General features: G+C 40.0%; 19 protein-coding genes. 16 read left to right on the top strand and 3 right to left on the bottom strand.

What is annotated here, in order from left to right:
* Positions 1–240 precede the first annotated feature (240 nt).
* Positions 241–723 carry an S-ribosylhomocysteine lyase gene (locus tag HMPREF2685_RS01530; protein ID WP_049498849.1) on the bottom strand — a complete coding sequence of 161 codons (483 nt, stop codon included), beginning with the start codon at positions 721–723 and terminating at the stop codon, positions 241–243.
* A gap of 234 nt (positions 724–957) precedes the next feature.
* Here HMPREF2685_RS01530 and HMPREF2685_RS01525 point away from each other — a divergent pair, with 234 nt between their 5' ends.
* The 13 genes from HMPREF2685_RS01525 (at position 958) to HMPREF2685_RS01465 (ending at position 15,264) form a co-directional block, all read left to right on the top strand.
* The gene (locus HMPREF2685_RS01525; protein ID WP_049498850.1) at positions 958–2,565 is read left to right on the top strand and encodes a ribonuclease Y; all 1,608 of its coding nucleotides are present in this window, start codon (positions 958–960) and stop codon (positions 2,563–2,565) included.
* 107 nt (positions 2,566–2,672) lie between these two features.
* The gene (gene gmk, locus HMPREF2685_RS01520) at positions 2,673–3,305 is read left to right on the top strand and encodes a guanylate kinase (protein ID WP_003003905.1); all 633 of its coding nucleotides are present in this window, start codon (positions 2,673–2,675) and stop codon (positions 3,303–3,305) included.
* Between the two features lie 25 nt (positions 3,306–3,330).
* Complete coding sequence (rpoZ, locus tag HMPREF2685_RS01515) at positions 3,331–3,645, top strand: DNA-directed RNA polymerase subunit omega (RefSeq protein WP_003010339.1); 315 nt, start codon at positions 3,331–3,333, stop codon at positions 3,643–3,645.
* A 64-nt stretch (positions 3,646–3,709) separates the two neighbouring features.
* Positions 3,710–6,118, top strand: coding sequence for a primosomal protein N' (locus tag HMPREF2685_RS01510; RefSeq protein WP_070464871.1), 2,409 nt, complete (start codon positions 3,710–3,712; stop codon positions 6,116–6,118).
* A gap of 11 nt (positions 6,119–6,129) precedes the next feature.
* Positions 6,130–7,065, top strand: a complete 936-nt coding sequence (fmt, locus tag HMPREF2685_RS01505) for a methionyl-tRNA formyltransferase (RefSeq protein ID WP_070464868.1) — start codon at positions 6,130–6,132, stop codon at positions 7,063–7,065.
* The gene (rsmB, locus tag HMPREF2685_RS01500; protein WP_070464865.1) at positions 7,055–8,368 is read left to right on the top strand and encodes a 16S rRNA (cytosine(967)-C(5))-methyltransferase RsmB; all 1,314 of its coding nucleotides are present in this window, start codon (positions 7,055–7,057) and stop codon (positions 8,366–8,368) included. Before fmt ends, rsmB begins: the two co-directional genes overlap by 11 nt.
* Before the next feature lie 21 nt (positions 8,369–8,389).
* Positions 8,390–9,130, top strand: coding sequence for a Stp1/IreP family PP2C-type Ser/Thr phosphatase (locus tag HMPREF2685_RS01495; protein ID WP_021154558.1), 741 nt, complete (start codon positions 8,390–8,392; stop codon positions 9,128–9,130).
* The gene (pknB, locus tag HMPREF2685_RS01490; protein ID WP_049473349.1) at positions 9,127–10,995 is read left to right on the top strand and encodes a Stk1 family PASTA domain-containing Ser/Thr kinase; all 1,869 of its coding nucleotides are present in this window, start codon (positions 9,127–9,129) and stop codon (positions 10,993–10,995) included. The genes HMPREF2685_RS01495 and pknB overlap by 4 nt, the downstream gene beginning before the upstream one ends.
* Positions 10,996–11,114: 119 nt before the next feature.
* A complete protein-coding gene (liaF, locus tag HMPREF2685_RS01485) occupies positions 11,115–11,810 on the top strand; it encodes a cell wall-active antibiotics response protein LiaF (RefSeq protein WP_070464862.1) in 696 nt (231 codons plus the stop codon).
* Positions 11,807–12,823, top strand: coding sequence for an envelope stress sensor histidine kinase LiaS (locus HMPREF2685_RS01480; protein WP_070464859.1), 1,017 nt, complete (start codon positions 11,807–11,809; stop codon positions 12,821–12,823). The genes liaF and HMPREF2685_RS01480 overlap by 4 nt, the downstream gene beginning before the upstream one ends.
* A complete protein-coding gene (locus HMPREF2685_RS01475) occupies positions 12,820–13,452 on the top strand; it encodes a response regulator transcription factor (protein WP_049486059.1) in 633 nt (210 codons plus the stop codon). The genes HMPREF2685_RS01480 and HMPREF2685_RS01475 overlap by 4 nt, the downstream gene beginning before the upstream one ends.
* Positions 13,453–13,496: 44 nt before the next feature.
* Positions 13,497–14,897 carry a bifunctional Cof-type HAD-IIB family hydrolase/peptidylprolyl isomerase gene (locus HMPREF2685_RS01470; protein WP_070464856.1) on the top strand — a complete coding sequence of 467 codons (1,401 nt, stop codon included), beginning with the start codon at positions 13,497–13,499 and terminating at the stop codon, positions 14,895–14,897.
* Position 14,898: 1 nt separating this feature from the next.
* A complete protein-coding gene (locus HMPREF2685_RS01465; RefSeq protein WP_070464853.1) occupies positions 14,899–15,264 on the top strand; it encodes a S1 RNA-binding domain-containing protein in 366 nt (121 codons plus the stop codon).
* Positions 15,265–15,314: 50 nt separating this feature from the next.
* Here the strand turns inward: HMPREF2685_RS01465 and cysK are convergent, their stop codons facing one another.
* Positions 15,315–16,238, bottom strand: coding sequence for a cysteine synthase A (gene cysK / locus HMPREF2685_RS01460; RefSeq protein ID WP_003004014.1), 924 nt, complete (start codon positions 16,236–16,238; stop codon positions 15,315–15,317).
* Between the two features lie 122 nt (positions 16,239–16,360).
* A complete protein-coding gene (locus HMPREF2685_RS01455; RefSeq protein ID WP_070464851.1) occupies positions 16,361–17,002 on the bottom strand; it encodes a YigZ family protein in 642 nt (213 codons plus the stop codon).
* A 55-nt stretch (positions 17,003–17,057) separates the two neighbouring features.
* Between HMPREF2685_RS01455 and HMPREF2685_RS01450 the strand changes: the two genes are divergently transcribed.
* From HMPREF2685_RS01450 to hpf, 3 genes are all read left to right on the top strand, one after another.
* Entirely contained in the window at positions 17,058–18,356 is a 1,299-nt protein-coding gene (locus HMPREF2685_RS01450; protein WP_070464848.1) for an ATP-dependent helicase ComFA, read from the top strand.
* Positions 18,353–19,018 carry a ComF family protein gene (locus tag HMPREF2685_RS01445; protein ID WP_070448982.1) on the top strand — a complete coding sequence of 222 codons (666 nt, stop codon included), beginning with the start codon at positions 18,353–18,355 and terminating at the stop codon, positions 19,016–19,018. Before HMPREF2685_RS01450 ends, HMPREF2685_RS01445 begins: the two co-directional genes overlap by 4 nt.
* Positions 19,019–19,099: 81 nt before the next feature.
* Positions 19,100–19,642 (top strand): ribosome hibernation-promoting factor, HPF/YfiA family, encoded by a 543-nt coding sequence (gene hpf, locus HMPREF2685_RS01440; RefSeq protein ID WP_049483460.1) that lies wholly within the window; start codon positions 19,100–19,102, stop codon positions 19,640–19,642.
* The last annotated feature ends 123 nt before the right edge of the window (positions 19,643–19,765 follow it).

The following is a 19,765-nucleotide window of genomic DNA, read 5'->3' as shown; positions in this document are numbered from 1 at the left end:
GTCAGCGAACTTCTTTGAAGTTCCATGACTAATTATTGAGCCTACGGTCTCAATAATTCCGAGTGTCTGAAACGTTATTGTTTCAGACACTTTTCTCACAGCGGAAAGTTTCAGTATTTTCTTAAATCGATTTAAAAATTGGGACTCAATTTTATTTTTTTGCAGAATCACTTAGCTTATTTTACTTTAAAATAGTTTGTCTACATTCTAGGATGAACCATAGGTTCATCCTTTTTCGTATTAAACAATATGACGTTCAAATGGATCGTCAGAAATTCCTTGATCTAGAATCAGGCGACACCATTCTTTGGCTGAGAAGAGGCTGTGGTCCTTGTAATTTCCACAAGACTCAATAGTTGTGCCTGGGACATCCTCCCAAGTGCTGACAGATGCAATTTCTTCTAAAGAATCTTTGATTACTTTAGCAATTTCCGTACTCGAATGTTGTCCCCACATGATCATATGAAAACCGGTGCGACATCCAAAAGGGGAACAATCAATCATACCATCGATGCGTTTGCGAATGAGCATCGCAAGAAGGTGCTCGATCGTGTGAAGCCCTGCCGTTGGAATCGCATTTTCATTCGGCTGCACTAGGCGAATATCAAAGTTAGAGATGATGTCTCCTTTGGGTCCAGTTTCTTCCCCAATCAAGCGTACATAGGGAGCCTTCACAGCTGTGTGGTCCAATTCAAAACTTTCAACAATTACTTCTTTTGTCATACTCAAATCCTTCTTTGTTTTTCTTGATTATAGCATAAAAAAGCAGATTCAACAAAGTCGAAATAAATGAATATCCCACAGATGTTCCATGAAAGAAAAGACGATAAAAGGACAAGAATTAAGCAAAAATATAAAAGGTTTTTCCTGTTTTTTTAGATTGTTAATTTTAGTAATTTATGGTAAAATGTAAAAGAATTTTTAATTCAACTAATTAAATAGATTTGGGGTAAAAGCATGAATTTTGTTATTACAGGTGTTTTTGCCGCGGCCATTGGTTTAGTCATTGGATATGTGGGAACTGCTCTTAAAATGAAAGCTTCAAAAGAAGCTGCGGAACTCACCCTTTTGAATGCTGAACAAGAAGCAACGAATTTACGTGGACAGGCAGAACGTGAAGCCGATTTGATTTTAAAAGAGGCGAAGCATGAGTCAAGTTCACTTAAAAAAGAAGCACTTTTGGAGGCAAAGGAAGAAGCCAGAAAATATCGTGAAGAGGTCGATGCTGAGTTTAAGTCAGAACGACAAGAATTGAAGCAATTAGAAAGCCGTTTGGCAGAACGTGCTAGCAATCTTGATCGCAAAGACGACATTTTAACAAGCAAAGAACAGTCTCTTGAACACAAAGAGCAAAGTCTTACAGATAGAACTAAACACATTGATACGCGTGAACAACAGCTGGAAGAGCTTGAACACAAGAAAGTGGAAGAACTGGAACGTGTCGCTGCTCTAAGTCAAGGAGAAGCGCGTGACATTATTTTGAATCAGACGGAAGATCAACTTTCAAAAGAAATTGCATCACGAATTCGTGAAGCAGAACTGGAAGTGAAAGAACGTTCTGATAAAATTGCAAAAGACATTCTTGTGCAAGCCATGCAGCGAATGGCTGGTGATTTTGTTGCTGAGCAAACAAACTCAACAGTTCATTTGCCAGATGATAGTATGAAAGGGCGCATCATCGGTCGTGAAGGGCGCAATATTCGTACCTTTGAGAGCTTAACAGGTGTCGATGTGATTATCGATGATACGCCAGAGGTGGTGACCTTGTCAGGGTTTGATCCGATTCGTCGTGAAATTGCCCGTATGACAATGGAGAGCCTTCTCAAAGATGGTCGCATCCATCCAGCCCGCATCGAAGAGCTGGTTGAGAAGAACCGTCAGGAAATTGACAATCGTATTCGTGAATACGGTGAGGCCGCTGCTTATGAAATCGGGGCGCCAAACCTCCATCCAGATTTGATGAAAATCATGGGACGGTTGCAATTCCGTACATCTTATGGTCAAAACGTTTTGCGTCACTCCATTGAAGTTGCCAAACTTTCTGGTATTATTGCCAGTGAGTTGGGTGAAAATGCTACTTTGGCACGACGTGCAGGGTTCTTGCATGATATCGGTAAAGCGATTGACCGTGAAGTGGAAGGAAGTCACGTTGAGATTGGGACAGAATTGGCACGTAAGTATAAAGAACACCCAGTGGTTGTCAATACTATTGCCAGTCACCATGGAGATGTGGAACCTGAAAGTGTTATCGCAGTCATTGTCGCTGCAGCTGATGCCTTGAGTGCGGCTCGACCTGGAGCACGAAGTGAGTCACTTGAAAGTTACATCAAGCGTTTGCAAGATCTTGAAGAAATTGCAAACAGCTTTGAAGGAGTTAAGACAAGTTTCGCCCTTCAAGCAGGACGTGAAATCCGTATTATGGTGAGCCCTGAGGCAATCAAGGATGATAAAGTGACGATCTTAGCTCATGATATTCGTGAGAAGATAGAGTCAAATCTTGAATATCCTGGAAACATTAAGGTTACCGTTATTCGAGAATTGCGTGCAGTAGATTACGCAAAATAAACGAAAAGCTTGAGATCTAGCATCTCAAGCTTTTTGAATGAAAAAAATCAGTTGAAAATTAGGCCGATTTTTGTTACACTAGATAGAAAGACATTGAAGGAGAAATCATGGCGGATCGTGGCTTATTAATTGTATTTTCTGGCCCTTCAGGGGTTGGAAAAGGAACGGTCAGACGAGAAATTTTTGAAAACTCGGACAATCAGTTTCAGTATTCTGTATCGATGACGACGCGTGCACAACGTCCAGGTGAAGTGGATGGTGTCGATTATTTTTTCCGTACACGTGAAGAATTTGAAGATTTGATCCGTCAAGGGCAAATGTTAGAGTATGCTGAGTACGTTGGAAATTACTATGGGACTCCTTTAACTTATGTGAATGAAACCTTGGACAAAGGAATCGATGTATTCCTTGAAATTGAAGTTCAAGGTGCGCTCCAAGTAAAGAAAAAAGTGCCAGATGCAGTTTTTATCTTCTTAACCCCGCCTGATTTGGATGAATTACAAGATCGATTAGTGGGACGCGGAACAGATAGTGCAGAAGTTATTGCGCAACGGATTGAAAAAGCAAAAGAAGAAATCGCCATGATGCGTGAATATGACTACGCAATTGTGAACGATGAAGTTCCTCTTGCTGCTGAACGTGTCAAACGTGTGATCGAAGCAGAACATTTCCGTGTAGACCGTGTCATTGGGCATTATCTGGATATGTTACCAAAAACACAAACTATTGTGAAGAGATAAATAATTAGAAATTAGGTATAGGAATATGATGTTAAAACCTTCTATTGATACATTGCTTGACAAAGTACCCTCAAAATACTCATTGGTCATACTTGAGGCAAAACGGGCCCACGAATTGGAAAGTGGTGCAGTGCCAACTCAAGAATTCCAATCGGTCAAATCAACATTACAAGCGCTTGAAGAAATCGAGTCAGGAAACGTAGTTGTTCACCCGGATCCAGAAGCAAAACGTGAAGCGCTTCGTCGTCGGATTGAAGCAGAGCGAATCCGCAAAGAAGAAGAAGAGCGCAAAATTAAGGAACAAATTGCCAAAGAAAAAGAAGATGGTGAAAAAATTTAAGGTTGGGGACTTCTCAATCTTATTTTTTGCTATTTAAAGGGTTCCGTGATAAAGTAAAGCTCATATGATAGAGGCTGGAGGTGAAAAAGTGATAGCAAAAGTCATCGTAGATGTTCCATTGATGCAGACGGATAAACCCTATTCCTATCAGATTCCATCAGAATTTGAAGATATGGTTGAGGCGGGAATGCGAGTTCATGTTCCCTTTGGTAAAGGGAATCGCCTCATTCAAGGGATTGTGGTAGACGTTGTAGAAGAGGCAGATACAAGCGAGGAATTGAAGGCGATTGGAGAGGTATTAGACTACACTCCAGTCTTAAATCAAGAGCAGTTCTGGTTGGCAGATCAATTGCGAAAAAGTGTCTTTTCCTACAAAATAACAATTTTAAAAGCCATGCTTCCCTCACTTCTTAATTCCAGTTATGACAAGATTTTGTATCCTCAACCATCTTTGGATCCAACTCTCAAAGAGAAACTTTTTTGTGAAAAAAATGAAGTTTCTTTTTCTTCTCTAGATGTGGCCGATCAAGCCCAAGTGATGCGGTTGGTCAGAAAAGGTGATTTGGTACTTGAATACAAGGCCAAGGATAAGAAACAAATTAAAACAGAAAAATGGTATCGCGTTAACCAGGAACGATTAAAAGAACTGCAACCGACTGCGAGAGCTAAAAAAAGACTAGTATTGAAAGAACGCCTGTTGCTAGAGCAAGAGGAGCAACCTTTAGCAGGATTGTATCAGGATTTTTCACGAGAAGTAGTGGCCTATTTTATTGATCAGGATATATTAGAAATTACCGAACGAGAAGTGAATCGGGCAGCATCTTACTATGAAGGAAAAAAACAAACCCGAGCTTTAGTCTTAAATCCAGAACAATCAAAGGCTGTAAAAACAGTTGTTTCTAAACTTGGGAAAGAATCAAAGCCCTTCTTATTAGAAGGTGTGACTGGAAGTGGGAAAACAGAAGTTTATCTGCAGATTATTCAGGAAGTTCTAAATAAGGGGAAAACGGCTATTATGTTGGTTCCTGAGATTTCCCTGACGCCACAGATGACGGATCGTTTTATTTCCCGTTTTGGTCAGGAAGTAGCCATTCTACACTCGGGCTTATCAAATGGTGAGAAGTATGATCAATGGCGAAAAGTTGAACGTGGGGAGGCCAAGGTAGTCGTTGGAGCACGCTCAGCCATCTTTGCTCCTTTAAAAAACATCGGAGCGATCATTATTGATGAGGAGCACGAGGCTTCCTACAAACAAGATAGTAATCCACGCTACCACGCAAGGGATGTCGCAGTCCTAAGGGCTCAGTACAATCAAGCAGTCTTGCTTCTTGGATCTGCTACACCAAGTTTAGAATCACGGGCTCGTGCAACAAAAGGGGTTTATGAATTAATTCGTCTAACCCAGCGGGCCAATCCGGCAGCCAAAATTCCAGAAGTTAAAGTCGTTGATTTTCGTGATTATATTGGCCAAAATGAAGCTGGTAACTTCACTCCGGTTCTAGTGGAAGCTATTGCTGATCGCTTGCAGAAAAAAGAGCAGGTTGTCTTGATGTTGAACCGCCGTGGTTATTCCAGTTTTGTCATGTGTCGCGAGTGTGGAACTGTAGATACTTGTCCCAATTGTGATATCTCACTGACCCTCCACATGGATACTAAAACCATGAACTGTCATTATTGTGGCTATAGCAAAGCGATTCCTCGACACTGTCCAAATTGCCAAAGTCCTTCCATTCGTTATTACGGGACAGGAACGCAAAAAGCCTATGATGAATTACAAGAGATCTTTCCTGAAGCTAAAATTTTGCGCATGGATGTGGATACCACTCGAAAAAAAGGGAGCCACGCAGCGATATTAGATGCTTTCGGGAATGGAGAAGCGGATATCTTGTTAGGGACGCAAATGATTGCGAAGGGCTTGGATTTTCCAAATGTGACGTTAGTGGGTGTCTTGAATGCAGATACTTCTTTAAATTTACCGGATTATCGATCCTCTGAGAGAACCTTTCAACTCTTGACTCAGGTGGCAGGAAGAGCCGGACGAGCAGAGAAAGAAGGAGAGGTTATCATTCAGAGCTACAACCCCAATCATTATGCGATTCGATTTGCCAAAGACCAAGATTATGAAGGCTTTTTTGCTTATGAAATGCAGATTCGCCGGCAGTTAGGTTATACGCCTTATTACTTCACAGTTGGGTTAACCCTATCCCATAAGAGTGAGGAAATTGTGATGGAGAAGTCACATCAGGTTATGGAAATCCTCCGTTCTGGCTTATCCGATCAGGTCCAAATCTTAGGACCAACTCCTAAACCAATTGCACGCACACATAATTTGTATCATTATCAAATCATTGTGAAATATCGTTTTGAAGAAGGCATGACTCAGGTCTTGAATCAAATCTTAGAATTTACACAAGAAAGAGGCAACCAAGATCTCCGTGTCAGTATTGATAATGAACCTCAAAGCTTTATGTAAGGAAGAAAGAAATGACAAAATTAATTTTTATGGGAACGCCTGATTTTTCAGCGACGGTTTTAAAGGGATTGTTAGCAGATTCGCGCTATGAAATTTTGGCAGTTGTGACGCAACCAGACCGCAAAGTAGGTCGCAAAAAAGAGATTCGAATGACCCCGGTGAAGCAGGTAGCTTTAGAACATCGACTACCAGTTCTTCAGCCGGAGAAATTATCGGGTAGTCCAGAAATGGAAACGCTCTTATCACTAGATGCAGATGGAATTGTGACCGCTGCTTTTGGACAATTTTTACCGACAAAATTGTTGGAGAACTTCCAATTCGCGGTGAATGTCCACGCGTCTTTATTACCTAAATATAGAGGTGGAGCTCCCATTCACTATGCCCTGATCAATGGTGACGAAGAAGCTGGGGTTACAATTATGGAAATGGTCAAGGAAATGGATGCCGGAGACATGATTGCAGCTCGTTCTCTCCCAATTTTAGATGAGGACAATGTGGGAACTTTGTTTGAAAAATTGGCAGTCCTTGGACGTGACTTACTCCTAGATACTTTGCCAGCTTACCTAGCAGGGGAGATCAAGCCAAGTCCACAAGATCCAAGTTTGGTCACATTTTCACCGAATATTTTGCCGGAAGAAGAGGTTTTGGACTGGACCAAAACCAACCGCCAAGTCTTTAATCAGATTCGAGGGATGAATCCTTGGCCGGTCGCTCATACGTTATTAAATGGTCAACGCTTTAAAGTCTACGAAGCAGAGCTATGCAAAGGAAATGGAAATCCAGGAGAAGTGATTGGTTTGACTAAAAAAGAGTTGCTGGTCGCTGCAGGAGAAGGAGCGCTGTCCCTCAAAGTTGTGCAGCCGGCAGGAAAACCTAAAATGTCCATCACAGACTTTTTGAATGGCGCTGGCCGTCAATTGAAAGTAGGAGATCACTTTGGAAGTTAAACAAATGAATGCGCGTGAACAGATCGTTCGAGTGTTAGAAGAGGTTTTTGAACAGGGAGCTTATTCTAATATTGCACTAAATCAAGCGCTAGAACACTCTCAACTTTCAGATAAAGATAGAAGCTTTGTTACGGAAGTTGTATACGGTACGGTAGCACGGAAGATAACACTCGAGTGGTATCTCGCCCACGTGATTGAAGACCGGACGAAATTAGATCCTTGGCTCTATTATCTTTTGATGATGAGTTTGTATCAACTTGTCTATTTAGACCGAATTCCTGATCATGCCATCGTCAATGAAGCTGTCCGGATAGCAAAACGTCGTAAAGAAGGCAGTGAGAAGTTTGTCAATGCTATTCTTAGAAAGCTCATCCGCGAAGGACTACCAGCTATTGATACAATCAAGCGAAAGAACAAACGTTATTCGGTAGAGTATTCCCTACCTGTATGGTTGGTCAAAGCATTGATCGAAGAATACGGTGAAGAACGTGCTTGTGCAATTTTTAAGAGTCTTTATCAGCGTAATAAATCCAGTATTCGTGTGATTGATCTGGACGAAAAAGAAGAGTTGGCTCAGCTGTTCGAAGCAACCTCCTCTCTACTTGCTCCGTCCGCTCTCGTGAAAGAGCAGGGACATTTTACGGCGCATTCCTTGTTTAAAGAGGGACGCATTACTATTCAAGACGAGTCCAGTCAATTGGTGGCACCAGCTTTGGATTTGCAAGGAGATGAGTGGGTTTTAGATGCCTGTGCGGCGCCAGGTGGAAAGACGACCCACCTGGCTTCTTATCTCACAACTGGGAAAGTCACAGCCTTGGATCTCTATGACCATAAGCTCAAATTGATTCAAGAAAATGCTAATCGGCTCCATGTTGCGGACAAAATTTTGACAAAGAAGTTAGATGCGACAAAAGTCTTTGAAACATTTGGACCTGATGCTTTCGATAAAATTTTGGTGGATGCGCCTTGTTCAGGGATTGGTTTGATACGGAGAAAGCCTGATATCAAGTACAATAAAGAGAGTGCAGATTTTGTATCTTTACAAGCTATTCAATCGGCCATTCTGGATAGTGTTTGTCAAAGTGTGCGTAAAGGTGGTATAATAGTGTACAGTACGTGTACAATTATGGGTAAAGAGAATTTTGAAGTGGTGGACCAATTTTTGAAAAACCATCCAAATTTCGAACAAGTCCCATTGGATCACGAAAGAAAAGATATTCTTAAAAATGATTGTATCCTTATTACACCCGAATTATATGGAAGCGACGGCTTCTTTATCAGTCGTTTTAAGAGAATCTCATAATATCAGGAGGAAACTGACAGTATGGATATTACGATCTTAACCGATGTAGGTCAAAGACGGACAAATAACCAAGACTATGCAAATCAATATAAAAACAAGGCAGGAAAATCTATGGTTTTACTTGCTGATGGTATGGGAGGACACCGTGCCGGAAATATTGCTAGTGAAATGGCAGTCACAGATCTAGGTGCGGCTTGGGTTTCTTCTGAGATCGAGACGGTTAATCAAGTACGGGAATGGTTTGCAGAACATTTAGAAGCTGTGAACCGTCGGATCCATTTAGCTGGGCAAGATGATGAGCACAAAGGAATGGGAACTACACTGGAAGCTTTGGCTTTTGTAGAAGGACAAGTGATTTATGCCCATGTTGGAGATTCGCGGATTGGCCTCATTCGTCAGGGCGAATACCAGCAGTTGACCAGTGATCATTCTCTTGTAAATGCTCTTTTGCGAGCAGGTCAAATCACAGAGGAAGAAGCAGCCCATCATCCTCAACGTAACATCATCACTCAGTCCATTGGCCAAAAAGATGAGTTGGAGCCGGATTATGGTTTGGTGACGGTTGAAGCAGATGATTATATTTTGATCAATAGTGACGGTTTAACTAATATGATTGGCCCGGATGAAATCAGAGATATTGTCTTGAGTGATGTTTCACTGGAAGAAAAAGCTCAAACCTTGATTCGTTTTGCCAATAATGCTGGAGGCTTGGATAATATCACTGTTGTACTGCTCCACTTTACTGAGGAGGACGCAGCATGATTCAAATCGGCAAAATTTTTGCCGGGCGATATAAAATCATCCAACAAATTGGACGCGGCGGGATGGCAGATGTTTATCTTGCGCGTGATTTGATTTTAGATGGGGAAGAAGTTGCAGTCAAGGTACTGCGTACGAATTACCAGACGGATCCCATTGCAGTTGCACGTTTTCAGCGTGAAGCAAAGGCGATGGCAGAGCTGGACCATCCAAATATCGTTCGGATTACAGACATTGGCGAAGAAGAAGGACAACAATACCTTGCAATGGAATATGTTGCAGGTTTAGACTTGAAACGCTATATCAAAGAAAATGCTCCTTTATCAAATGAAGAAGCTGTTCGTTTGATGGGGCAGATCCTTCTAGCTATGCGTCTTGCCCATACGCGTGGCATTATCCATAGAGATTTAAAACCACAGAATGTCCTCTTGACACCAGATGGAACAGCAAAAGTTTCAGACTTTGGGATTGCAGTGGCCTTTGCAGAGACTAGTTTGACCCAGACCAACTCGATGTTGGGGTCGGTTCATTATTTGTCCCCTGAGCAGGCGCGTGGTTCAAAAGCTACGGTGCAAAGTGACATCTACGCTATGGGAATCATTTTCTATGAGATGTTGACAGGACACATTCCTTATGATGGAGATAGTGCAGTCACAATTGCTTTGCAGCATTTTCAAAAGCCACTCCCATCTATTCGTGAAGAAAATAAGAATGTTCCACAAGCTTTAGAAAATGTAGTGATCAAAGCGACAGCTAAAAAACTGACGGATCGCTATAAATCAGTGGCAGAGATGTATGTGGATCTTTCAAGTTGCTTGTCCTATGAGAGAAGAAATGAGAAAAAACTGGTTTTTGAAGACCAAGCGAAAGCTGATACAAAGACTCTTCCAAAAGTGAGTCCAACTCCAAAAACGGCTCCTGTTCCAATCTCTGAGGTACGCAGTGAAATCAGTTCGGTAGATCCTAATCGACCATTATCTGACCAGCAGACCATGGCACCAAGTAAAAAGCCAAGAAGACGCTTGCGGGCGCGCTACAAGGTCTTGTTTGTTGCCATTGCCCTAGTTCTTGCTGCCTTTACTTTCTTGTTGTATATGAGCCCAGCCAATAAAACCGTTCCAGATGTTTCCGGCAAAACCATTGCCGAAGCTAGAGCGGTTATTGAGGGACAAGACCTTCAAGTCGGTGAAGAGAAAGAAGAGTACAGTGATTCGGTTGCAGAAGGCTATGTCATTCGAACCAATCCAAATGCAGGGGCCCAAAAGAAAGAACAAAGTCGAATTGATTTGATTGTTTCAAAAGGACCAAACAGCTTTGAAATGCCAAATTACGTGGGTGAAACACGGGCAAAAGCAGAAGAAGATTTGAAAAATACTTATAAAGTATCAAGCAAAATGATCACGATTGAAGAAGTTGAGACCTTCGATTATGCTGCAGGGACAGTTCTTGAACAAACTCCAGCTCCAGGAGAGCAATATTCTCTGAATTCAAAAACTAAGATTGTTTTGAAAGTAGCGAAAGAAACGACTTCAATTGAAATGCCAAACTATGTTGGATCAACTTATGATTTTGCTAGAAGTAATTTGATTGAGATCTATGGTATTAAAGAAGCCAATATCGAATTAAGAAAAACAGAACATCTCCCTGATGGAGTATCTGTTTCTGCAGGTCAAATTGTCAGTCAAACTCCAGAAGTTTCGAGTACGGTGGATATTAACCGAACACGAATTGTTTTGACTGTATATGAGCCTAAAGTGACAGCTTCTTCAAGTACGAAAGCCTCATCAAGTTCTGATACATCTAGTTCATCCTCTGGTGAACGATCAGATACAGAAAGTTCAAGCAGTAGTGCAACTAGTGGAGATTAATAAATCAGTCTAAGACTCAGATGGATTTCTGGGTCTTTTTGATTGTCTGCTATTATCCAACCACAGACGGAAGTCAAATGAGGAAAAATTTGATAAAATAGGAAAAGATGAGGTAGACTATGTGGAAAATACAAATTTTTATTTTCGTTGAGGCTGTTTTGTTAACATTAGCAGCGATCACCATTTTATCAATCGATTTTTCCAGATTTGTTGTCTTAATGGTTCTCTTTTTGCTTCTTATGTACTACTATTTTGGCAAACAAAAAGCGAATTTTCTATTAATCGCGCTGAGTGTGCTCTTGTTTTTTATCGTGATGCTGAATCCTTTTGTGATTGCAGCCATTTTATTTGCGGTGGTTTATGGTTTATTGATTGCTTACCCTTATATGTATAAGGAAAATGAAGCAGTTGTGTTTGATGTTGAAGAGGATACGAAAATTCGTCAGGAAAAAACTCGATGGATTGGTGATTTACAACATTTTTCAAAGCAAAGTCGAGGGTATCGAGATCTGAATGTGATCCGAGTTTTTGGGAATGACACCCTCCATTTAGAGGAGGTAGCCATTTGCAATTGGGACAATGTAGTGATCATTCGGAAAGGGTTTGGAAATACAAAAATTATCTTACCGATTGATTTGGAATTGCATTTACAAATTAACACCTTGTATGGAGATCTGAAGTTTTTGGATCTTCCTGTCCGTAAAATGAGGAATGAAACCATAGATATTGAAACGGCACATTATCGGAGATCGCACCGTTCTGTAAAAATTGTGTTAGTTGGTATTGTTGGGGATGTTGAGGTGATTCGCGCATGAAGAAATTAGACTATCTCCTATTGTATTTCTATTCCCTAATGGTGGTTGCGGTCATTTGTCATACCATTTTCCATTTTGTTGGTTTTCAGTGGGGCAAACTTCTCTCAGATCTTTCCTTGCTTCAATCATTCCTATTTTTGATTTTTAGTCTGACGCTTGCATTGACGGCTTTGGTTATCTTAATTATTAAAATCACGCAATTTGTAACGGTTCATGCAGTACAACAAAAGGTAGAAGCGATCCTGACTGCTTCACAGCGAAAAGAAATTGCCCCCAAAGAATTGAATCAACAGTTAGATTTATTGGACAGCAAATTGCTTCGACTAGAAGAAAATTTACAAAAAAGTGAAAATCGTGTGATGCGAAATGAGGAAGAAATTGTGGAAATCGAGCGTAAGAGAATTGCGCGTGATCTACATGACACGGTTAGTCAAGAGTTGTTTGCAGCCAATATGATTTTATCTGGAGTGGCAGCACAGGCCCTTGAGTTAGAGAAAAGTCAGATCCAGCAGCAACTAAATGGTGTGTCAGATATTCTAGGGACAGCCCAAAATGATTTACGCGTCTTGCTCTTACATCTTCGTCCTACAGAATTGGAAGGAAAAAGTTTGGTAGAAGGTATGGAGATGATTTTTAGAGAATTGAAGGAAAAGAGTAACCTAACAGTTGTCTTCCATCATAATGACGTGAGCATTCCAAAAGATATGGAAGAACATCTATTTCGAATCGTCCAAGAAATTGTCAGCAATACCTTGAAACACGCTAGAGCTCAACAAATGGATGTCTTTTTGCATCAGGAAGGAAAACAACTTCATTTACGGATGGTAGATGATGGAATCGGCTTTGAGCAGGAAAAATTGGAACGATTGAGTTATGGGTTGAAAAATATTCAAGAACGTGTAGAAGACATGGCGGGGACCATTAAAATAAGAACGAGTCCTCAAAAGGGAGTGGCTGTAGATATTCGTGTTCCCCTCCTTGTAAAAAATAAAAATGAAAAGGAAACTGTATGAAAGTATTATTAGTAGATGATCATGAAATGGTCCGATTGGGATTGAAAAGCTTTTTGTCCATGCAATCCGATATTGAGCAAGTCTTAGAGGCGAAAAATGGGCAAGAAGGGGTGGAGTTGGCGCTGAAAGAAAGACCAGACGTCATCATCATGGATATTGTGATGCCAGAGCTAAATGGAATCGATGCGACTCTAGCCATCCTAAAAGAGTGGCCGGAAGCTAAAATTGTCATTTTGACGTCTTATTTAGATAACGAAAAGATTTACCCTGTCTTAGATGCAGGTGCAAAAGGGTATATTTTAAAGACCTCGTCAGCAACTGAGATCTTACAGGCTGTCAGAAAGGTTGCAAAGGGAGAATTTGCAATTGAGACAGAAGTTAGTCAAAAAGTTAAGTCACGAAAGAACCATGCTGAATTGCATGATGATTTGACAGCTAGAGAACGAGATATTCTGGCTTTATTGACGAAAGGATATGAAAATCAACGAATAGCAGATGAACTCTTCATTTCTTTAAAAACAGTGAAGACCCATGTCTCCAACATCTTATCCAAATTAGAAGTCAGTGATCGGACGCAAGCAGTCGTCTATGCCTTCCGACACCATCTGGTGAATCAAGAAGATTTTTAAAGGGAAACATGCTATAATAGAGCATGATCATAAGGGGGAGACAAGTGGAAGCAAAATTACGTTATAAAGCCAAAAAAGTTAAAATCGTCTTTTTTGATATTGATGATACATTACGTGCAAAAGAAACTGGATTGATCCCAGAATCTGTCAAAGAAGTCTTTCATCAATTGAAAGAAAAAGGAATCCGAACAGGGATTGCAACGGGTAGAGGGATTTTTGGGGTTGTTCCTGAAATCATGGACTTAAAGCCTGATTTTCTAGTAACCTTAAACGGTGCCTATATAGAAGATACAAAAGGAACTGTGATCTACCAATCACCAATCAATGAAGCAATCGTTTCTTCTTTTGTGGATTGGGCCAAAGAATCCGAGATTGATTATGGGTTAGTAGCTAGTCATCAAGCTTCCCTGTCTAATCGGACACCCTTGATCAGTGATGCTATTGACATCATTTATCCAAACTTACCAGTAGATCCAGACCTGCATTTGAAAGAACCTATTTTCCAAATGTGGACCTTTGATGAACAGGATAGTGAGCTAGAGTTGCCCCCTTCTTTGCAAGAGAACTTGCGCCTAGTTTCGTGGCATCCCCATTCGTCAGATGTTGTTCGCTTTGAAGCTTCAAAAGCTTCAGGAGTTTCTCATCTTGTAAATCATTTGGGCTTGAAGCCAGAGAATGTTTTAGTATTTGGGGATGGATTAAATGATCTAGAACTGTTTGATTACGCTGGAATTAGTATCGCAATGGGAAAATCTGCCCCAGAGTTACAAGAAAAAGCTGATTATATCACTAAGAATTTAGAAGAAGATGGCATATTCTATGCCTTAGAGGAGTTAAATATGGTTGAAAAAGAATTGACATTACCACAGTTAGAACTTGCTACGGTTGACGGTCCTGTCGCTGTGATCAAAACCAATCACGGTGAGATGAACATTCAATTGTTCCCGGATCAAGCGCCAAAAACAGTTGCAAACTTTGTAGCTCTTGCTAAGTCTGGCTATTATGATGGTGTCATTTTCCATCGAATTATTAAAGATTTTATGATCCAAGGGGGAGATCCAACAGGCACAGGTATGGGTGGTGAATCCATCTATGGGGAGAGCTTCGAAGACGAGTTTTCAAAAGAATTGTACAATATTCGCGGAGCCCTTTCGATGGCAAATGCTGGACCAAACACAAATGGCAGCCAATTCTTTATTGTACAAAATCAACATCTTCCATATTCGAAAAAGGAATTGGTCCGCGGTGGCTGGCCTGAAAAAATCGCAGAAATCTATACGACAGAAGGGGGAACTCCTCACCTAGATCAACGTCATACAGTATTTGGTCAATTGATGGATGAAGCTTCTTTTGCTGTGTTGGATGATATCGCGGCTGTTGAGACAGGGATGATGGATAAGCCAGTAGAAGATGTCGTGATTGAAACCATCGAAATTGAGGACTAATATGAGAATTGGAGATAAGTTAGAAGGAACCATCACAGGAATTCAACCTTACGGCGCCTTTGTCGAACTAGAGTCGGGTGTGACGGGCTTGATTCATATCTCAGAGATTAGAAGTGGTTATGTAAGTAATATTCAGGATATTCTGTCGATTGGGGAGAAGGTCTTTGTCCAAGTCATCGATGTTGATGAATATTCTAAGAAAGCTAGCCTCTCTCTGAGAACACTAGAAGAAACACCACAACGAAGCATTCGACACCATCGTTTTTCAAATGACCGCTACAAGAGTGGTTTTGCGCCCTTAGCTCAACAGATGCCGACCTGGGTTAAAGAAGGAAAGGTATTCTTTAGCAAACAAGAAAAGAAATAAAAACTTCGATAGGTTGATGAAACCTATCGAAGTTTTTTTGATATAGAGAATTATTCAAATTCGTAAAGGGTAGTAGAAAGGTAACGTTCTCCATTATCTGGTGCAAGAGCAAGAACTTTTTTACCGCTACCCAATTCTTTTGCGACTTCAATAGCAGCATAGATAGCAGCTGCGCTTGAGATACCGACTAAGAATCCTTCAGCTCCACCGATAGCGCGTGCAAGTTCGAAAGCTTCTTCTGAAGATACGCGACGAACACCATCATATGCATTAGTGTCTAAAGTATTTGGGATAAAACCAGCTGAAATCCCTTGGATTTTATGTGGTCCAGGTTTTTCGCCAGAAAGGACTGCGGATTCATTGGCCTCAACGGCATAGACTTTGACAGCAGGATTATTCTTTTTCAAAGTATGAGAAATACCAGAAACAGTACCACCAGTACCAACACCTGCGACAAAAGCATCTAAACCATCTTTTCCAAAGGCATCAACGATTTCTTGTCCTGTTGTTCTTTCATGTACCTCTGGGTTAGCAGGGTTTTCAAATTGAAGAGGAAGGAAGCCATTTCTTTCTGCAGCGATTGCTTCAGCTTTAGCGATGGCACCTTTCATTCCTTCACTTCCAGGAGTCAAAACGAGTTCAGCTCCATAGGCTTGGATGATTTTACGACGTTCCACACTCATGGTTTCAGGCATGACAATCACAACTTTGTAGCCTTTAGCTGCGCCAACCCATGACAAGCCAATCCCTGTGTTTCCACTAGTTGCTTCGACAATGGTATCACCTGGTTTGATCAAGCCATCCGCTTCAGCTTTTTCAATCATGCTCAAAGCAATCCGGTCTTTAACAGATGACCCAGGGTTGAAAGCTTCGAGTTTGACATAGACATCTGCAGCTCCTTCAGGAACAAGACGATTCAATTTGACAATCGGAGTGTTCCCAATCAATTCTGTAATATTTTCATAAATAGCCATAATATACCTCAGTTCTAGGTTTTCTTGATACTAACAAGTATAGTCTCTTGCGAGAAGAATGTAAAATATAGAAATTTTATGGGTGTGATAAAAAAAAACTATCGTTGCCGATAGTATTTTAATTATTTTTCTACAGAAAGTAGGGGTACTTCAACCTCACGAATTCCTTGATCCTCAATAATGACTTTACCATTGTAAAATTCGACTAAAGCTGCTGTGATAGAGTTTGTGTTTTCTTTATCCACAAAAATAGTTGTCATCACCTGATCTGTAAACATTGGATCTTGTTCCGCCAATTGATGGTCTTTTAAGAAATTAGCAAATTCTTGGTATTGGGAATAAGAAAGTGTGATCCCAAGTACCACTTGCTCTTTGATTTCTACCAGTCCAATCTCTCGAACTGCTTGTGCAACACTTCCAGCATAAGCACGAATCAGACCGCCAGCACCTAATTTAATACCTCCAAAATAGCGGGTAACCACGACACAACTATTAGTGATGCGATGATTCTCCAAAACTCCTAACATCGGTACCCCAGCGGTTCCACTAGGCTCTCCATCGTCACTGGTCCGTTTGATGTCACTTTGTTCCCCAACGATGAAAGCAGAGCAGTTATGTGTAGCCTTATAGTGTTCCTTTTTGATGGCATTGATAAAATCTCTAGCTTCCTCTTCAGAGGAGACTCGCTTGACATGACAAATGAATTTTGATTTTTTGATTTCTTCTTGAACAGTGCCGTTCTCTTTAAATGTAACATATTCCATATTCTTATTTTACAAAAAAAGAATGATTTTCTCCAACTTTTGCGAATTAATAAGTATGAAGATAGAAGATTCTTATGGAAGACTCTTAACGGAGAGTCAAATGACAAATGATCTGAAAGAAATTGCCCAAGAACTTCCAGCTATGGAAAAACAGAATGGAAGGTACCAATGTTTTCGATGTGGCAGTTTGATTGATCAAAAACTGTGGAAGTTGAGTGAGGAGGTGCTGTATTGTAGAGCCTGTATCCAATTTGGAAGGATCCGGAGTGATCAAAAACTTTATGCTATTGCACAGAAAGACTTTGAAGGACAGGAGGTGTTAAACTGGAAGGGAACCTTGACTTCCTATCAACAAGAGGTATCTGAAGGACTTATCCAAGCAGTTAAGGCAGGAAAACATGCCTTGGTACATGCTGTGACAGGAGCTGGAAAAACGGAAATGATGTATCAGGTTGTAGCAACAGCGATCAAGGCAGGAAAAGCAGTCTGTATTGCTACCCCAAGAATCGATGTCTGTATAGAATTGTACGGAAGAATGAAGGAAGATTTTTCCTGCCCCATCTCTTTGCTTCATGGAGAATCGGAACCCTATTTTAGAACACCCTTGGTGATCGCTACAACCCACCAATTGCTAAAGTTTTATCAGGCCTTTGATCTCCTTATTATAGATGAAGTAGATGCTTTTCCCTATGTAGACAATCCAATCTTATATAAAGCAGCTCAGAATGCAATAAAAAAAGAGGGGAATACCCTATATTTAACAGCAACCTCTACAGATGAGTTAGATAAAAAGGTCAAGAAAAAAGAAATCATTCGTTATAGTCTTCCAAGAAGATTTCATGGGAACCCGCTAGTGGTCCCTGAAATAAAATGGGTGCCGAAAATTAGAGAAAAAATAGAAAAAGGAAGAATCCCTTACGAACTATTGCAACTGATTAAGAAACAAAGACAGACTCACTACCCATTGTTAATCTTTGTATCTGAAATAGAATTAGGACAACAATTCACTGAGAACTTAAAAAAATACTTTCCCAAAGAAACAGTAGGTTTTGTATCCTCACAGACAACAGACCGTCTACGAATGGTAGAAGAGTTTAGAAACAGAGCCATAACCATGCTAGTCTCTACAACAATTTTAGAAAGAGGAGTGACTTTTCCGTTTGTAGATGTCTTTGTTTTAGAAAGTAATCACAAATTATTTACTAAAAGTGCTCTCGTACAAATTTCAGGAAGAGTCGGTCGAAGTAAAGAAAGACCAACAGGTAAACTACTTTTTCTATCAGATGGAATAACACGAGAAATGAAGAAAGCGATCAAAGAAATAAAGGAAATGAATCAGGAGGCTGGATTTTGAAAGAATGCTTGCTTTGTACTAAAGAGTTGAAAACTGGTGAACATTTCACAGACCTTATTTTTATGAATCAACAAGAAGAATGGATTTGTAAAGAATGCAAAGAAGACTTCGAACAAATTGGCGAAATCCATTGTCCTAGATGTTATAAAGATAAAGAGGAGAAAGTATGTAAAGATTGCGAATACTGGATACAAAAGGGGAATATAGTCGAACATGAAGCATTATATAAATATAATGCAGCAATGAAGGACTATTTCAGGAGATATAAATTTGAAGGAGATCGTTTATTAGGAATGGTATTTGGATGTGACATCAAAAAAGCCTTGAAAAAGTATAAAAGCTATACGATAATACCAACTCCAATCAGCCATGAAAAAAATCAGAAGAGAGGATTCAATCAAGTATCGACTATACTAGATTTTGCAGAGATAAAGTACAACAGTCTATTCCAAAAAGAAGACACTTTAGCCCAATCAAAAAAAACAAGAGAAGAAAGATTAAAAACCTCTCAGCACTTTCAATTAAAAGGAGAAATTTCAGAAAAGCAGAAATATCTAATCATCGATGATATCTACACAACGGGCAAAACAATCGAATTAATGAAGCACCTACTAATTGAAAAAGGTGTGAAAGAAATAAAGACATTTTCAATCGCAAGGTAAAAAAAGATTTGCAAAAACTTTATGAAAGCGTTATAATATACATATAAATAAAAACATAATGTTTAGAAAGTAGGTACTAATATGATTAAATATAGTATCCGTGGTGAAAACCTAGAAGTAACAGAAGCCATTCGCGACTATGTCGTTTCTAAACTCGAAAAGATTGAAAAATATTTTCAGGCAGATCAAGAGCTAGACGCTCGAGTAAACTTAAAAGTTTACCGTGAAAAGACCGCAAAAGTAGAAGTAACCATTCCGCTTGGATCTATCACACTTCGTGCAGAAGATGTCTCTCAAGATATGTACGGTTCAATTGATCTAGTTGTAGATAAAATTGAACGTCAAATTCGTAAGAATAAAACAAAAATCGAAAAGAAAAATCGTGTTAAATCTGGTGCAGGTAAATTGTTTACCGATGCAGTTGTAGAAGAAGTAGCAACCACAGAAAAAGTTGTTCGCTCAAAAACAATTGATCTAGAACCAATGGATTTAGATGAAGCGATCCTTCAAATGGATCTATTAGCACACGATTTCTTCATTTATCGTGATGCAGAGGATAACACAACAAATGTGATCTACCGTAGAGAAGATGGAGACATCGGTCTATTGGAAGTAAAAGAATAGAGATCAAAAAAAGAGATTGAAAACATCAAATAAATTATAGAAGAATCAGGAGCATTTGTGCTCCTGATTTTTTATATAAATAAAAAACTTTCCAAAAAATAAAATTTTTTGGAAAAAAGTGTT

This window comes from Streptococcus sp. HMSC074F05 (assembly GCF_001808725.1).
GTDB classification, from domain to species: Bacteria; Bacillota; Bacilli; order Lactobacillales; family Streptococcaceae; genus Streptococcus; species Streptococcus parasanguinis_I.
This window is presented reverse-complemented; position numbering and strand designations above follow the sequence as displayed.

Coding starts and splice junctions, on each gene's coding strand:
- HMPREF2685_RS01495 (WP_021154558.1), top strand. CDS start 8,390: ATGGATATTACGATCTTAACCGATGTAGGTCAAAGACGGACAAATAAC.
- HMPREF2685_RS01465 (WP_070464853.1), top strand. CDS start 14,899: ATGAGAATTGGAGATAAGTTAGAAGGAACCATCACAGGAATTCAACCT.
- HMPREF2685_RS01480 (WP_070464859.1), top strand. CDS start 11,807: ATGAAGAAATTAGACTATCTCCTATTGTATTTCTATTCCCTAATGGTG.
- gmk (WP_003003905.1), top strand. CDS start 2,673: ATGGCGGATCGTGGCTTATTAATTGTATTTTCTGGCCCTTCAGGGGTT.
- HMPREF2685_RS01450 (WP_070464848.1), top strand. CDS start 17,058: ATGAAGATAGAAGATTCTTATGGAAGACTCTTAACGGAGAGTCAAATG.
- HMPREF2685_RS01455 (WP_070464851.1), bottom strand. CDS start 17,002: ATGGAATATGTTACATTTAAAGAGAACGGCACTGTTCAAGAAGAAATC.
- hpf (WP_049483460.1), top strand. CDS start 19,100: ATGATTAAATATAGTATCCGTGGTGAAAACCTAGAAGTAACAGAAGCC.
- pknB (WP_049473349.1), top strand. CDS start 9,127: ATGATTCAAATCGGCAAAATTTTTGCCGGGCGATATAAAATCATCCAA.
- HMPREF2685_RS01530 (WP_049498849.1), bottom strand. CDS start 723: ATGACAAAAGAAGTAATTGTTGAAAGTTTTGAATTGGACCACACAGCT.
- HMPREF2685_RS01475 (WP_049486059.1), top strand. CDS start 12,820: ATGAAAGTATTATTAGTAGATGATCATGAAATGGTCCGATTGGGATTG.
- cysK (WP_003004014.1), bottom strand. CDS start 16,238: ATGGCTATTTATGAAAATATTACAGAATTGATTGGGAACACTCCGATT.
- liaF (WP_070464862.1), top strand. CDS start 11,115: ATGTGGAAAATACAAATTTTTATTTTCGTTGAGGCTGTTTTGTTAACA.
- rpoZ (WP_003010339.1), top strand. CDS start 3,331: ATGATGTTAAAACCTTCTATTGATACATTGCTTGACAAAGTACCCTCA.
- HMPREF2685_RS01525 (WP_049498850.1), top strand. CDS start 958: ATGAATTTTGTTATTACAGGTGTTTTTGCCGCGGCCATTGGTTTAGTC.
- fmt (WP_070464868.1), top strand. CDS start 6,130: ATGACAAAATTAATTTTTATGGGAACGCCTGATTTTTCAGCGACGGTT.
- HMPREF2685_RS01510 (WP_070464871.1), top strand. CDS start 3,710: ATGATAGAGGCTGGAGGTGAAAAAGTGATAGCAAAAGTCATCGTAGAT.